The sequence below is a fragment of the Streptomyces sp. NPDC018947 genome (assembly GCF_044390505.1).
GTDB lineage: Bacteria > Actinomycetota > Actinomycetes > Streptomycetales > Streptomycetaceae > Streptomyces.
In genome coordinates, this window is the sequence record NZ_JBIRZD010000021.1 from 120,785 (window position 1) to 135,614 (window position 14,830).

Below are 14,830 nucleotides of genomic sequence, written 5' to 3' on the forward strand. Positions count from 1 at the left end.
CACGACGACCGGCCCGGGTGCCCGCGGCAGCCGCCGGCGAGTCCGGACCGTGACCGGTTCGCGACCGTTCCGCGCCGTCGTTCGCGCCCCTCGCGGCGTCCCAGTAACGACAGCCGACACCGACCCCCGGGGGGCCCAGTGCGCACACGTTCTTCTTCCCTGCGACCCGTTCCGGCCGCGGCCGCCGTCCTGCTGGCCGCGGCGCTCGCGCTCACCGGGTGCAGCGCGGGCGGCGACGACTCCAGCGGCAGCAAGGCCGGGGTGGCCGCCCCGGCGGAGGAGCGGGGGGCGGCGGGTTCCGCGGCGGACCGCTCCGTGCCGAACGCGCCGAACGCGCCGAACGCGCCCGACGCGCCGAGCGCGCCGCCGAAGACCGCCGCGAGCCACATCATCCGCACCGCCTCACTGACGGTCCAGGTCAAGGACGTCCCCAAGGCACTCGACGCGGCCCGTGCCACGGCCGAGAACGCGGGCGGCTACATCGGTGACGAGACGACCAGCCGCGACGAGGACGGCCATGAGCGGACCCGGCTGGTGCTGCGCGTGCCCGTCGACGCGTACCAGGACGTCCTGTCCGAACTGGAGGGCGCCGGCAAGCTGCTGCAGCGCGACGCGAAGGCGGAGGACGTCACCGACCAGGTCGTGGACGTGGAGAGCCGGATCGCGTCGCAGCGCGCCAGCGTGGCCCGCGTGCGCGAGCTGATGGACCGCGCGACGAAACTGAGCGACGTGGTGACGCTGGAGGGCGAACTGAGCTCCCGTCAGGCCGAGCTGGAGGCGCTGCTCGCCCGCCAGGCGTCCCTGAAGGACCGCACCAGCCTGGCCACCATCACCCTGTCCCTGTCCGCGAATCCGGTGAAGGACACGGCCGGCGAGGACGACGATCCCGGCTTCATGGACGCGCTGAAGGGCGGCTGGGACGCGTTCGTGACGGTGCTGCGCTGGGTCGTGGTGGTGTGCGCCGCGGTCCTGCCGTTCGCCGCGGTGGCGGCGCTGCTCGCGCTGCTGTGGCTGCGGGTGGTGCGCCCCCGGCTGCCGCGCCGGGCGGCGCCCGCGGTGCCCTCGGCACCGGCGGCACCCCCGGCCGCCGCGCCGGGCGGTCTGCCGGCGGCGCCGCCGGTGCCCGCGCCGGGCCGCGGTGAGGAGCCGGGCGGGCGGGACTGAGCCGCTCCCGTCCACGTAGCGTGTGCGCATGAGCATCAGCAGCGCGGCGGGTACGAGGGAACGGCTGGTCGTCATCGGCGGCGACGCCGCGGGGATGTCCGCGGCGTCGCAGGCACGCCGGCTCAGGGGCGAGGACGAGCTGGAGATCGTGGCGTTCGAGCGCGGCCACTTCACCTCGTTCTCGGCCTGCGGCATCCCGTACTGGGTCGGCGGTGACGTCGCCGAACGCGACCACCTCCTCGCCCGTACGCCCGAGGAGCACCGCGCGCGCGGCATCGACCTGCGGATGCGCACCGAGGTGACCGGCATCGACGTGGACGGCGGCCGGGTGCGCGCGCGGGACGCCGACTCCGGGGCCGAGTCCTGGACGTCGTACGACAAGCTCGTGATCGCGACCGGCGCCCGCCCCCTCCGGCCGGACCTGCCCGGGATGGACGCGCCCGGCGTGCACGGGGTGCAGACCCTGGACGACGGTCAGGCGCTGCTCGACACGCTGGCCCGCACGCGCGGCCGGCGGGCGGTGGTCGTGGGCGCCGGGTACATCGGCGTCGAGATGGCCGAGGCGCTCATCAACCGGGGCTACGAGGTGACGGTCGTCAACCGCGGCCGGGAGCCGATGTCCACGCTCGACCCCGACATGGGCCGCTCGGTGCACGAGGCGATGGAGGGCCTCGGCATCACGATGGTGAACGACGCGGAGGTCACCGCGGTGCGCACCGGCGACGACGGCCGGGTCCGGGCGGTGGCCACCGGGGACGCCGAGTACCCGGCGGACGTGGTGGTGCTCGGCATCGGGGTGCGCCCCGAGACGGCGCTCGCCCGGGCCGCGGGGCTGCCGCTCGGCGCGCACGGCGGGCTGCTGACCGACCTGGCGATGCGGGTGCGCGGGCACGAGAACATCTGGGCCGGCGGCGACTGCGTGGAGGTGCTCGACCTGGTCTCCGGGCAGGAGCGGCACATTCCGCTCGGCACGCACGCCAACAAGCACGGGCAGGTCATCGGCACCAACGCGGGCGGCGGGTACGCCACGTTCCCGGGCGTGGTCGGCACGGCGGTCAGCAAGGTGTGCGACCTGGAGATCGCGCGGACCGGGCTGCGCGAGAAGGACGCGCTGCGGGCGGGGCTGCGGTTCGTGTCGGTCACCGTCGAGTCGACCAGCCGCGCCGGGTACTACCCGGGTGCCTCCCCGATGACGGTGAAGATGCTCGCCGAGCGGCGCACCGGACGGCTCCTCGGTGTGCAGATCGTGGGCCGCGAGGGGGCGGGCAAGCGGGTCGACATCGCCGCGGTGGCCCTGACGGCCGGGATGACGGTGGAGCAGATGACCGCCCTCGACCTGGGGTACGCGCCGCCGTTCTCGCCGGTGTGGGACCCCGTGCTGGTGGCGGCGCGCAAGGCGGCCAGGGCGGTGGAGCAGCGGCGCTGACGGGCCCGGACGGGCGCGTTCGGCGGGCGTGCCGATTCGCCGCCCGCCGGACGGGCAGTAGTGTCTCGTGGTCATCCCCGTCCATGATGTGAACCCGGCGCGCCGCACGCCGTGGGTGACGTATGCCCTGATCCTCGCCAACGTCCTGGTCTTCCTGTTCACGCCCGGCATGGCCGGTTCCCTGACGGGCGGGGGCGGTCTGGCCCAGCTCTGCCATCTCCAGGCGTTCCTGGACCAGTACGCCGCGGTGCCTCAGGAGCTGCTGCACCACCGGATGCCCGGGCTGGTGCCGACGGGCGCCGTCGGGGTGGGGCCGCGCGGGCCGGGCTGTGTGATCGGCCCGCCCCCGTACGACAAGTCCCCGGAGCTGAGCGTCCTGACGGCGATGTTCCTGCACGGCGGCTGGCTGCACCTGCTGGGCAACATGCTCTTCCTGTGGATCTTCGGCAACAACGTCGAGGACCGCATGGGCCATGTGCGGTACCTGCTGTTCTACGGCGTCTGCGGCTATGTGGCGACGTACGGCTTCGCCCTCCTCAACGCGGACTCCACCGCGCCGCTGATCGGCGCGTCCGGGGCGATCGCCGGGGTGCTCGGGGCGTATCTGGTGCTGTATCCGAAGGCCCGTGTGTGGGTCCTCGTGCCGTTCCTGATCTTCCTGCCGCTGCGGCTGCCGGCGTGGGCCGTGCTGGGGTTCTGGTTCGCGCTCCAGGCGGTCTACTCGTCCGGTCAGGGCGTCTCCCAGGCGGGCACCGTGGCCTATCTGGCGCATGTGGCGGGGTTCCTGGCGGGCATGCTGATCGCCTGGCCCCTGCGCCGGGGCACACCGCCGCCGCCCCAGCCGAGCGGGCTGCTGTTCGGCAGACGGGCCCGGCCGGGGTGGGACCGGTGGTAGTCCCGGCGGCCACCGTGGCCGGAGCGCCGCCGGGTGGGCGTGGAGGCTAGGTGAACTGCTGGTTCGCCGAACCGTCGCAGTTCTGGAGCCGCAGCGGTTCGCCCGGTCCGTTCAGGGCGAGGCAGAGCCCGCGTGCGGCCGTCGGCCGGATCGTGGCCCCGTCGCGGGTGAACTTCTGGTTCGTGCCGCCGTGGCAGTCCCACAGGACCAGACCCGTGCCGGCCGTGTACCGGGCGCCGGGCACGTCCAGGCAGCGGTCCTGGGTGAGCTCGGTGTGCAGGGTGCCGCGGGAGCGGTCGTGCCACCAGCCCTGGTTGCGCCCGCCGTGGCAGGTCCAGCCGACGACGCGGGTGCCGTTGGCGCTCTTGGCGGCGTCGGCGTCCACGCAGGTGCCGGTCGCCCGGTCGGTCAGGGGCCGGTAGACCGTGTCCCAGGCGTACGGGACGAGGACCGGTTTCCCCGAGGAGTCGACGTCCGCGCAACTCGCCTCGCGGGCGCCCGAGTCGTAGAGCTGGGTGAGGCAGGAGGCGAAGGCGGCGTGGCCGCGTGCGTTGGGGTGGAAGGACTGGCGCAGGGAGTTGGAGTCCGGCAGCCCGGGCTTGGACAGGTCGATGTAGGCGCCCCGGGCCCAGGTGTCGTCCATGCACACCTCGTGGCCGTGGAAGAGCCGGGAGTTGTCGAGGTAGACGGCGCCGGCGTCGGCCGCGGCCTTGCGCATGCCGCGTTCGAAGGCGGGGACGGCGGTGTTGCGGCCCCAGGCGGTGTCGGAGTCGTACCCGAGGCCGCCGCAGGCGAGCTTTCCGGTGAAGCCGGGGTTGTCGCGGAAGTCGGGGCCGATGGGGCTGGGGTAGCCCATGACGACGAGCTTGTAGTCGCCGTCGGCGTACCCCGCGTCCCTCATGACGGTCCTCAGGTCGCGCACGGTCTGGACGACCTTGGGGACGAGGGCGTCGACGCGGGCCTGCCAGCCGGGGGCGTACTTGGGTTCGCAGGCACCCTGGCTGAGCAGGTAGCGCGTGACGCAGTCGGTCATCACCGGGCCGAACTGCAGGTCGTCGTTGGCTCCGGCGACCAGCAGCACCATCTTGACGCGGGTGTTGCGCGCCTTGACGGCGAGGTTGTCGCTCTGCACGAGTTCGTCGGCGTACTGCTTGGTCCCGCCGATGCGGATGTTGCCGGTGTACGCGCCGGAGCAGGACACGTTGAAGGTGAGGTCGGCGGGTATCCCGGTGCGGTGGATGGCGGCGTCCGGCGAGCGGTGGCACCAGTTGTCGGGGCCGTTGGTGCCGGGCTCGTAGCTGCCGATCCCCTCGCCGGAGATCTCGCTGTCGCCCAGGGAGACCAGGCTGGTCCTGCGGTCGTCGAGCGGCCGCTCGTCCGGGCTTCCGTAGAGCCTGGTGGCCTCGGCCGCGCGGACGGCCTCGAGTTCGGGGGAGAGCGGTACGGAGGAGACGGACGCGGCGGGGCCGGGCGGGGCGGCCTGTGCGGGGGCGGTGGCGGTGACGGTTCCGCCGATCACCGCCACCGCGGCGGCGGCCGCCGTCAGCCAGCGGTGTCTGTGCCGTGTGGCCTTCACTGCACCTCCTGGTGGTGGGTTACCGAGGGTTTTACTGGTCGGTAGGCGCCGTGGGAACCCTTGGAACAAGACACGTGCTCATCTTTTGCCGCGCGGGGTGACGACGACGGTGACCTGCGCGCCCGGCCTGGCCCGCACCCGCGCGACCGCCGCGCGCTCACCGGGCAGCACGGGCGTGGCGGTCCGGGCGGCCCCGGTCAGCCCGATGCGCCAGCCTCCCGGCCGGGGCGGCACGGAGATCTCGGTGACCCCGCGGCCGGCCCGGTACGACAGCCGGAAGGTGCCGCCGTCCGGCTCGTACTCCTCGGCGGTGACCCGGCCGGCGACCGCCGGGGCGTACGGAGCCGCGGTCCGCTCCTTGTTGGTGCGGAAGCGCCCTTCGGCGTCGACGGCGCAGTACCCGCCGCCGTAGCACCAGACGTAGCCCGCCCAGCCGGAGCTGTAGCGGTTCAGGGACGACAGGGCGTCACGGTAGAAACGCCCCATGTTCGGCAGGGAGTTGTTGAGCGGCCCCCACTCCCCCACCACGACCGGGACGCGGTGGGTGCGCGGGTAGGCGGTCACCGCGGACTCGTACGCCTCGATCCAGCCGGCCGCCGGGTCGTAGTCGGCGCCCGCCTCCATCGCGGTGTTGTAGAAGTGGGGCGCGTAGACGGCCTTCGGGTCGTGGATGCGGCCCAGACCGGTGGGAACGCCCTCACCCACGATGGGCGTCGGTTCGAAGAAGATCCAGGAGTCGTCGTCGACGGAGCGGATCGCGTCGGCGAGGCGGTTGTAGAGGGGTGTGAGCTGGTCGCGCTCGATGCGCCGGGCGGCCGTCGGCAGGTCCTCGCCCTGCGCGATCTCGCCCATGGGCTCGTTGATCAGGTCGTAGCCGAGGACGGCGGGGTGGTCCCCGAGGCGCCCGGCCAGCACCCGCCACATGTCCGACTGGGCGCGCAGCAGGTCCGGGTCCTCGTAGAGGTGGGTGAACGCGCGCTGCACGGCCGGTTCGAAGTACTCGGAGAACCAGTCGTCGGGGTGCGGGGTGAACGGCAGGCCGTCGGTGCGCGTGGCCCACTCGGGGATGCCGCGGTGGCCGAACGCGGGCCCGAAGACGTCCTGGTGGGCGTCGATCAGGACCTGGACGCGGTGCTTGTGCGCCCAGTCGAGGACGCGCTCGATCCTGCGCAGGTAACGCTCGCTGTAGCGGCCCTCCTCGGGTTCGAGGTCGTCCCAGAAGACCAGCAGCCGCGCGAAGTTGAAGCCCTGGGCGCGCAGGTCCCGGAAGTGGCGCTCGCCGATCGCGGTCAGGGCGGCCTCGCCCCGGTGGGCCTTGTCCTCGACGTTCCAGCCGCGCAGGGTCAGGACGCGGCCCCGGTCGTCCGTGAGCCGGGGGATGCCGGGCGGCGGGTCCCGGTGGTCCTCGGCGGCGGGGCTCGCGTGGGCGGCCGTGAGGGACAGCAGGACGGTGCAGACGAGCGCGGCGAGCAGACGGCGGTACACGGGACCTCCGGCACGGTCGGTCGACAGTGCCGCAGATCACACCGGAAAGCTGAGCATTGTTCAAGAGTGCGCGCACGGGCCGGGCAGCGCGGGCCGGCCCGTGCGGTGCGGGCGGTGGGTCAGCGCGCGGTCTCGGTGTGGACGTACTCCACGAGCCGGGTCAGCGCGTCCGGGTCGGTGGATGGCAGGACGCCGTGGCCGAGGTTGAAGACGTGGCCCTCCAGGTCCGCCGCCGCGTCCAGCACCTCGCGGGTCTTGGCCTCGACGGCCTGCGGGGAGGAGAAGAGGACGGCGGGGTCCAGGTTCCCCTGGAGCGCCTTGCCGGGGCCGACGCGGCGGGCCGCCTCGTCCAGCGGGACGCGCCAGTCGACGCCGACGACGTCCGCGCCGGCCTCGCCCATGTCGTGGAGCAGCTCGCCGGTGCCCACGCCGAAGTGGATGCGCGGCACGCCGTACCCGGCGACGGCGTCGAAGACCTTGCGGGAGGCGGGCTGCACGGAGCGGCGGTAGTCCGCGGGGGCGAGGGCGCCGACCCAGGAGTCGAAGAGCTGGACCGCGCTCGCGCCCGCCTCGATCTGCACCTTGAGGAAGGCGCCCGTGATGTCGGCGAGCCGGTCCAGGAGGTCGGCCCACAGCCCGGGGTCGCCGTACATCAGGGCCTTGGTGTGCTCGTGGTTGCGGGACGGGCCGCCCTCCACGAGGTAGCTCGCCAGGGTGAACGGGGCGCCCGCGAAGCCGATCAGCGGGGTGGCGCCCAGCTCGCGCGTGAGCAGCCCGTAGGCCTCGGTGACGTAGGAGACGTCCTCCGGCGTGAGGTCGCGCAGCCGCGCCAGGTCCGCGCGGGTGCGGACCGGGTTCTCGACGACCGGGCCGATGCCCGGCTTGATGTCGACGTCGATCCCGATGGCCTTGAGCGGGACGACGATGTCGCTGAAGAAGATCGCCGCGTCCACGCCGTGCCGGCGCACCGGCTGAAGGGTGATCTCGGTGACCAGCTCCGGCCGCATGCAGGATTCGAGCATCGGGATGCCCTCGCGCACCTTGCGGTACTCGGGCAGGGAGCGCCCGGCCTGCCGCATGAACCAGACGGGCGTGTGCGGCACCGGCTCACGCCGGCACGCCTTCAGGAAGGCGGAGTCGTACGTGGCGGACGGCTGCTTGCCCACGGGGCTCTGGTTGGCACTCACGCGGCAAGTCTCGCATGGCCGTCGGACCCCGTCGGACCGCGGGTGCGGGCGGCCCCGGCGGGGCTGCCGATACCCGCCCGTGGCGCCCGCCCGACCCCTCGGAACCACGCGATCCGGACATCGCGCGCGCACGTGGGTGTCCCTCCCTGCGCCGGGGCGCCGTTCCGCTTAACCTTCCCCGCATGGCTGCGGCTCAGGGACGACTGTCGGACGACGCTGGCGGAATGGACGAACCGAAGGGCACCGGGGAGGACGTGCGGCAACCGGCCGGCGGGGCACCTCCGCCGTTCACGGCCGCCGTCGACGCGCTCAGGACCGCGCGGCTGCGGCCGCAGGTCGAGGTGGAGGCGACCCGCGCGCCGCAGCGGCTCGCGCCGTACGCGTACGCGCTGGAGGCCGCGGTCGTCGACGGCGACGAGGACCTGGCCGACGGGCGGCTGGTGCTGCTGCACGATCCGGCCGGGCACGACGCCTGGCGGGGCACCTTCCGGCTGGTGACCCTGGTGCGCGCCGACCTGGAGCCGGAGATGGCCGCGGATCCGCTGCTGCCGGAGGTGTGCTGGTCCTGGCTGACGGGCGCCCTCCAGGCGCGCGGCCTGGCCTACGGCGAGCCCAGCGGCACGGTCACGCGGGCGAGTTCCCACTACTTCGGCGGGCTGTCGACGCGTCCGTCCGCCTCGCAGATCGAGATCCGCGCCTCCTGGACGCCGCGGGAGGGCCGGGGCGGGGTGCCGGACACCGCCGCCCATCTCGCCTCGTGGTGCGATCTGCTGGCCCAGGTCGCGGGCCTGCCGCCGGCCGGTCCGGGCGACGCGTCGATCGTCACGCTGCCGCAGCGGCGCGGACCGCAGCCGCGCTAGGAACTCCGTCCGACGCGCCACCGCGCGCACGCGGGGCCCGGTGCACTCCCCCCTCGGGGGCGGGTGCGCCGGGCCCCTTTTCGCATGCGCAAGATCATCCGATGGTCTGCGCCGAACCCTAGGTCACTTTGTCGATACGGCCACTTTCGGCCTCGTATCGACACAGACTGAAACCGTCCGGTCTTCGAATGATCGACCGCGTGTCCGAATTGCTCGGATTGTTACTCACCAGATAGTGATCATTCTCTAAAGGCGGACGCGTTCGGTGCCGAAGACGACTGTGACCTTGAAAGCACGGTTCGTCCCGGCTTCTTCCCCAGGAGCCGGTCCCGTCCCGCACCCCAGGAGGCCTGGTGTCCGTTCTCCTCGAGCAGCCCGCAAGCCTGGTCGCCTACCGCCCGAACAAGCCGACCGCCATGGTGGTCGTGGCCGACCCGCGCGTCCGTTCCACCGTCACCCGCCATCTGTGGGCGCTCGGTGTGCGCGATGTCATCGAGGCCTCGTCCGTCGCGGAGGCTCGTCCCCGCATCGGCAACCCCCGCGACATCTGCGTGGCAGACGTCCATCTTCCCGACGGCTCCGGCCTGACCCTCCTGTCGGAGACCCGCGCCGCGGGCTGGCCCAACGGGCTCGCCCTGTCCGCCGCCGACGACATCGGCGCCGTACGCAACGCCCTCGCGGGCGGCGTCAAGGGCTACGTCGTCACCGGCACCCGCACCAACATCGGGCTCCCCACCCGGCCCGGTGCCGCCCCCATCGGCTCCGCCGCCGCCCGCCTGCACCGCCGCCCCCCGGGTGCCCCGAGCCACCCGGGCGGCTACCGCGAGCTCTCCGGCCGCGAGGTCGAGGTGCTGCGTCTGGTCGCGGAGGGCCAGTCCAACAAGGCGATCGGCGTCTCCATGGGCCTGTCCGCCCTGACCGTCAAGAGCCACCTGGCCCGCATCGCCCGCAAGCTGGGCACGGGCGACCGCGCCGGCATGGTGGCGGTGGCCCTGCGGACCGGCATCATCCACTGACCACCCCACCCCCCCATGACCGGCCCCGAATCCCTGCCTCTCCCCCGCCGCTTCCCTCGCATGAACCCGACCTTTCACTGACCTGACCGGTTTACGACCCCCCGGCGCCCGCCGACGGAACGTTCCGTCGGCGGGCGCCGCGCATACACCGATACCCTTGACCGGTGACCGACGCCCACGAAACCGCAGCAGACCGTTCACTGCGAACCACCGGAGGCGCCCCTCCGGACGACGCCGGATCTTCTGCGAGTCAGGCGCCGATCCCCTTGCTCGAGCCACGCGAGGGTGTTCCGCCGGTGATCGCCGACGCGGCCGCCCTCGCCGAGGTGACCGCCGCCTTCGCCGCCGGCAGCGGCCCCGTCGCCGTGGACGCCGAGCGCGCCTCCGGGTACCGCTACGGCCAGCGCGCCTACCTGGTGCAGCTCCGCCGCGAGGGCGCGGGCACGGCGCTCATCGACCCCGTCGCCTGCCCCGACCTGTCGGAGCTGGGCACGGCGGTCTCCGGCGCCGAGTGGGTGCTGCACGCCGCCACCCAGGACCTGCCCTGCCTGCGGGACATAGGGATGGTGCCGACCCGCCTGTTCGACACCGAGCTGGCCGGCCGGCTCGCCGGGTTCCCCCGGGTCGGCCTCGGCGCGATGGTCGAGAACGTGCTGGGCTTCGTCCTGGAGAAGGGCCACTCCGCCGTCGACTGGTCCACCCGACCGCTGCCCGAGCCGTGGCTGCGCTACGCCGCACTCGACGTCGAGCTGCTGGTCGACCTGCGCGACGCGCTGGAGAAGGAGCTGGACCGGCAGGGCAAGCTGGAGTGGGCCCGGCAGGAGTTCGACGCGATCGCCTCGGCGCCGCCGGCCGAACCCCGCAAGGACCCGTGGCGCCGCACGTCCGGCATGCACAAGGTGCGCCGGCGCCGGCAGCTCGCCGTCGTCCGGGAGCTGTGGCAGACCCGGGACCGGATCGCGCAGCGCCGGGACGTCTCCCCGGGCAAGGTGCTCGGGGACGCCGCCATCGTCGAGGCGGCCCTCGCGCTGCCGGCCAACGCGCACGCGCTCGGCGCGCTCGGCGGCTTCGGCCGGGTGAGCCGGCGCCAGCTCGAACAGTGGCAGGCCGCGGTCGACCGGGCCAGGGCCCTGTCCGAGTCGCAGCTCCCGCAGCCGGGCCAGCCGGTGACCGGTCCCCCGCCGCCGCGCGCCTGGGCCGACAAGGACCCGGCCGCCGCCGCCCGGCTGTCCGCCGCGCGGGCCGGGGTGACGGCACTGGCCGAGGAACTGAACATGCCGCAGGAGAACCTGATCACCCCGGACACCGTGCGCAGGGTCTGCTGGGAGCCGCCGAAGACCATCGACGCGGAGTCCGTCGCCGCGGCCCTCACCGCGCACGGGGCACGGCCCTGGCAGGTGGCCCAGGTGACACCGGTGCTCGTCACCGCCCTGGGCACGGCGGGGGACGGCGCCTGAGGGGTCCCGTGCGGGTGGCTCCCCGCGGGTCATGTGCGGCGCGCTCCGGGCGCGGGGTTCCCTCCCGTCGCCAAAGCGCGCTGTTCGTCCACGGCCGGGCTCCCGGGGCGTTGCTCCTCGTGGGTCCGGCGTGTCCGCTGTCCTCCGGTGGTGTGACGTTCGCCGCTCCAGGCGGGGGGACTGTGCAGCTACGTTACCCACAAGTAGCATGGGGCTGAGCGCGCGCTCAGTGCATGCGTGCCGCAGCAGTGCCACCCCGCACCCTGGAGGAGAGCCATCGTGCCTCGTACCGTCAGGGACGTCGTCTTCGTCGACGGCGTCCGCACCCCGTTCGGCAAGGCGGGCCCGAAGGGCATCTACCACGAGACCCGAGCCGACGACCTGGTCGTGAAGGCGATCCGGGAGCTGCTGCGCCGCAACCCCGGCCTCGACCCCAAGAAGATCGACGAGGTCGCCGTCGCCGCGACCACGCAGATCGGTGACCAGGGCCTGACCATCGGCCGCACCGCCGGAATCCTGGCGGGCCTGCCCACCTCGGTCCCGGGCTACTCGATCGACCGCATGTGCGCGGGCGCCCTGACCGCCGTCACCACGGTGGCCGGTTCGGTCGCGTTCGGCGCGTACGACGTCGCCATCGCGGGCGGTGTCGAGCACATGGGCCGTCACCCGATGGGCGAGGGCGTCGACCCGAACCCGCGGTTCGTCAGCGAGAAGCTGGTCGACGAGTCCGCCCTGTTCATGGGCATGACCGCCGAGAACCTGCACGACCGCTACCCGTCGATCACCAAGCAGCGTGCCGACGAGTACGCGGTGCGCTCGCAGGAGAAGGCCGCCAAGGCGTACGCCAACGGCCAGATCCAGGCGGACCTGGTGCCGATCTCCGTGCGCCGCACCAACCCCGAGGGCGGCGAGACGGGCTGGGGCCTGGTCACCGCCGACGAGCCGATGCGCCCGGGCACCACGCTGGAGAACCTGGCGGGCCTGAAGACGCCGTTCCGCGTCCACGGCCGGGTCACCGCGGGCAACGCGGCCGGCCTCAACGACGGCGCCACCGCCTCCCTGATCGCGAGCGAGGACTTCGCCCGCGAGAACGGCCTGCCGGTCAAGATGCGCCTCGTCTCGTACGCCTTCGCGGGTGTCGAGCCGGAGGTCATGGGCTACGGCCCGATCCCGGCGACGGAGAAGGCCCTGGCCCAGGCCGGCCTGTCCATCTCCGACATCGGCCTGTTCGAGATCAACGAGGCCTTCGCCGTCCAGGTCCTCGCGTTCCTGGAGCACTACGGCATCGCCGACGACGACGCCCGCGTCAACCAGTACGGCGGCGCCATCGCCTTCGGCCACCCGCTGGCCTCCTCCGGCGTCCGCCTGATGACGCAGCTCGCCCGCCAGTTCGAGGAACAGCCGAACGTCCGCTACGGCCTGACCACCATGTGCGTCGGCTTCGGCATGGGCGCGACGGTCATCTGGGAGAACCCGCACTTCGAGGGGGACAAGTGAGCACCACCGCAGAGCTTCTGAAGGGTGCGGCCGAGCTGTTCCCCGGCGAGGTCGTCACGCAGGCGCACGTACGGCACTTCGACCTGCCCCTCGGTGCCGGGCGCTTCGCGCTGATCACCCTGGACAACGGTCACGACCACACCAAGCCGACCACGCTCGGCCCGCAGTCGCTGGCGAACATCGACGCCGCGATCGACCAGGTCGAGAAGGAGGCCGCGGCCGGCGAGATCGTCGGCGTCGGCGTCACCGGCAAGCCGTTCATCTTCGCGGTCGGCGCCGACCTCAAGGGCGTCGAGCTGCTGAAGCGGCACGAGGACGCGCTGGCCATCGGCAAGGGCGGCCACGACGTCTTCAAGCGGCTGTCGAAGCTGGCCGTGCCGACCTTCGCCTACTACAACGGCGCGGCCATGGGCGGCGGCGTGGAGATCGGCCTGCACTGCTCCTACCGCACGGTGTCGGCGGCCCTCCCGGCGTTCTCGCTGCCCGAGGTCTTCCTCGGCCTGGTCCCCGGCTGGGGCGGCTGCACGCTGCTGCCGAACCTGATCGGCGCGGACAAGGCCGTCTCGGTGATCATCGAGAACAGCCTCAACCAGAACAAGCAGCTCAAGGGCAAGCAGGTCTACGAACTCGGCATCGCCGACGCGATCTTCGAGGGCGCGGACTTCCTGGAGCAGTCGCTGATCTGGACGGCGTCCGTCCTCAAGGGCGAGATCGCGGTCGAGCGACCGGCGATCGACCGCGGTGAGGCCTGGGACCAGGCCGTCGCCCGCGGTCGCTTCATCGCCGACGGCAAGGTGCACGGCGCCGCCCCGGCGGCCTACCGCGCCCTCGACATCATCGCGGCCGCGAAGAACGCCGACCTCCAGCAGGGCTTCGACGCCGAGGACCAGGCGCTGGCCGACCTGATCATGGGCGGCGAACTGCGCTCCGGAATCTACGCGTTCAACCTGGTGCAGAAGCGCGGCAAGCGTCCGGCGGGCGCGCCCGACAAGTCGCTGGCCCGCCCGGTCACCAAGGTGGGCGTCGTCGGCGCCGGCCTGATGGCCTCCCAGCTCGCGCTGCTGTTCCTGCGCCGCCTGGAGGTCCCGGTCGTCCTGACGGACATCGACCAGGAGCGCGTCGACAAGGGTGTGGGCTACGTCCACGCCGAGATCGACAAGCTGCTCGGCAAGGGCCGCGTCAACCAGGACAAGGCCAACCGTCTCAAGGCCCTGGTGACCGGTGTCCTGGACAAGGCCGAGGGCTTCGCGGACGCGGACTTCGTCATCGAGGCCGTGTTCGAGGAGATGGGCGTCAAGCAGAAGGTGTTCGCGGAGGTCGAGGCGGTCGCCCCGGCGCACGCCATCCTGGCGACGAACACGTCCTCCCTGTCGGTGTCGGAGATGGCGTCGAAGCTGAAGCACCCCGAGCGGGTCGTCGGCTTCCACTTCTTCAACCCGGTGGCGATCCTGCCGCTGCTGGAGATCGTGCGCGGTGAGCGGACCGACGACGCGTCGCTGGCGACGGCGTTCGCGGTGGCGAAGAAGCTGAAGAAGACCGCGGTCCTCGTGAAGGACGCCCCGGCGTTCGTCGTGAACCGCATCCTGACCCGCTTCATGGGCGAGATCCAGAACGTCATCGACGAGGGCACGCCGGTCGAGGTCGCGGAGAAGGCGGTGGAGCCGCTCGGCCTGCCGATGTCCCCGCTGGTCCTGCTGGAGCTGGTCGGCCCGGCGATCGGCCTGCACGTCTCGGAGACCCTCAACCGGGCCTTCCCGGAGCGCTTCACCGTCTCCCCGAACCTCAAGGCGGTCGTCGAGGCGGGCAAGCGCGGCTTCTACGTCTACGACAGCGGCAGGCCCGAGCTGGACCCGGAGGTCGCCGCGCTGCTCGAGCAGGGTGACACCGTCCTGACGGAGGAGCAGGTCCGCGCCCGCGTCCTGGACGCGGTGGCCCAGGAGATCGGCCTCATGCTCGACGAGGGCGTCGTCGCCGAGGCCCAGGACGTCGACCTGTGCCTGATCACCGGCGCCGGCTGGCCCTTCCACCTGGGCGGCATCACGCCGTACCTGGACCGCGAGGGCGTCTCCGAGCGGGTGAACGGGAAGCGGTTCCTGGAGCCCGGGGTGGCCAGCGTGCCCGCGTAGGGCTCTGTTCGCCCGAGCGGCGGGGGGGGGGGGGCGGCCCCCCCCCCCCCCGGGGGGGGGGGGCGCCCCCCCGGGGGGGGGGGGCGCCCCCCCGGGGGGGGGGGCCCCCCCCCCCCCGGGGCCCCCCCCCCCGCGCGCCCC

The 14,830-nt window shown here is 73.2% G+C and carries 11 protein-coding genes; 8 read left to right on the forward strand and 3 right to left on the reverse strand.

Annotated features, from left to right (window positions below; genetic code table 11):
* Nucleotides 1-138: 138 nt before the first annotated feature.
* The 3 genes from ACH499_RS31470 (at nt 139) to ACH499_RS31480 (ending at nt 3,485) form a co-directional block, all read left to right on the forward strand.
* Nucleotides 139-1,164 (forward strand): DUF4349 domain-containing protein, encoded by a 1,026-nt coding sequence (locus ACH499_RS31470; protein WP_399020153.1) that lies wholly within the window; start codon nt 139-141, stop codon nt 1,162-1,164.
* 28 nt (nt 1,165-1,192) lie between these two features.
* Nucleotides 1,193-2,590, forward strand: coding sequence for an FAD-dependent oxidoreductase (locus ACH499_RS31475; protein ID WP_399020155.1), 1,398 nt, complete (start codon nt 1,193-1,195; stop codon nt 2,588-2,590).
* Between the two features lie 67 nt (nt 2,591-2,657).
* Entirely contained in the window at nt 2,658-3,485 is an 828-nt protein-coding gene (locus ACH499_RS31480; protein ID WP_356202432.1) for a rhomboid family intramembrane serine protease, read from the forward strand.
* A 46-nt stretch (nt 3,486-3,531) separates the two neighbouring features.
* Here the strand turns inward: ACH499_RS31480 and ACH499_RS31485 are convergent, their stop codons facing one another.
* From ACH499_RS31485 to hemE, 3 genes are all read right to left on the reverse strand, one after another.
* Nucleotides 3,532-5,061, reverse strand: a complete 1,530-nt coding sequence (locus ACH499_RS31485) for a ricin-type beta-trefoil lectin domain protein (protein WP_399020157.1) — start codon at nt 5,059-5,061, stop codon at nt 3,532-3,534.
* A gap of 78 nt (nt 5,062-5,139) precedes the next feature.
* Nucleotides 5,140-6,546, reverse strand: a complete 1,407-nt coding sequence (locus ACH499_RS31490; RefSeq protein WP_356202435.1) for a cellulase family glycosylhydrolase — start codon at nt 6,544-6,546, stop codon at nt 5,140-5,142.
* Between the two features lie 119 nt (nt 6,547-6,665).
* On the reverse strand, nt 6,666-7,733 hold the full coding sequence (gene hemE / locus ACH499_RS31495; protein WP_356202437.1) for a uroporphyrinogen decarboxylase: 1,068 nt from the start codon (nt 7,731-7,733) through the stop codon (nt 6,666-6,668).
* 182 nt (nt 7,734-7,915) lie between these two features.
* Here hemE and ACH499_RS31500 point away from each other — a divergent pair, with 182 nt between their 5' ends.
* From ACH499_RS31500 to ACH499_RS31520, 5 genes are all read left to right on the forward strand, one after another.
* Entirely contained in the window at nt 7,916-8,593 is a 678-nt protein-coding gene (locus tag ACH499_RS31500) for a DUF3000 domain-containing protein (protein WP_399020160.1), read from the forward strand.
* 353 nt (nt 8,594-8,946) lie between these two features.
* Nucleotides 8,947-9,609: a response regulator transcription factor gene (locus ACH499_RS31505; protein ID WP_356202441.1), complete on the forward strand. Its 663-nt coding sequence runs from the start codon at nt 8,947-8,949 to the stop codon at nt 9,607-9,609.
* A gap of 164 nt (nt 9,610-9,773) precedes the next feature.
* Nucleotides 9,774-11,066, forward strand: a complete 1,293-nt coding sequence (locus tag ACH499_RS31510) for a ribonuclease D (RefSeq protein ID WP_356207420.1) — start codon at nt 9,774-9,776, stop codon at nt 11,064-11,066.
* A gap of 279 nt (nt 11,067-11,345) precedes the next feature.
* On the forward strand, nt 11,346-12,563 hold the full coding sequence (locus ACH499_RS31515) for an acetyl-CoA C-acyltransferase (RefSeq protein ID WP_356207417.1): 1,218 nt from the start codon (nt 11,346-11,348) through the stop codon (nt 12,561-12,563).
* Complete coding sequence (locus tag ACH499_RS31520; RefSeq protein ID WP_356207414.1) at nt 12,560-14,689, forward strand: 3-hydroxyacyl-CoA dehydrogenase NAD-binding domain-containing protein; 2,130 nt, start codon at nt 12,560-12,562, stop codon at nt 14,687-14,689. The genes ACH499_RS31515 and ACH499_RS31520 overlap by 4 nt, the downstream gene beginning before the upstream one ends.
* Nucleotides 14,690-14,830 lie beyond the last annotated feature (141 nt).

What these genes read in the sequence shown, in the direction of transcription:
- ACH499_RS31475 (WP_399020155.1), top strand. Translation starts at nt 1,193, where the DNA reads ATGAGCATCAGCAGCGCGGCGGGTACGAGGGAACGGCTGGTCGTCATC.
- ACH499_RS31500 (WP_399020160.1), top strand. Translation starts at nt 7,916, where the DNA reads ATGGCTGCGGCTCAGGGACGACTGTCGGACGACGCTGGCGGAATGGAC.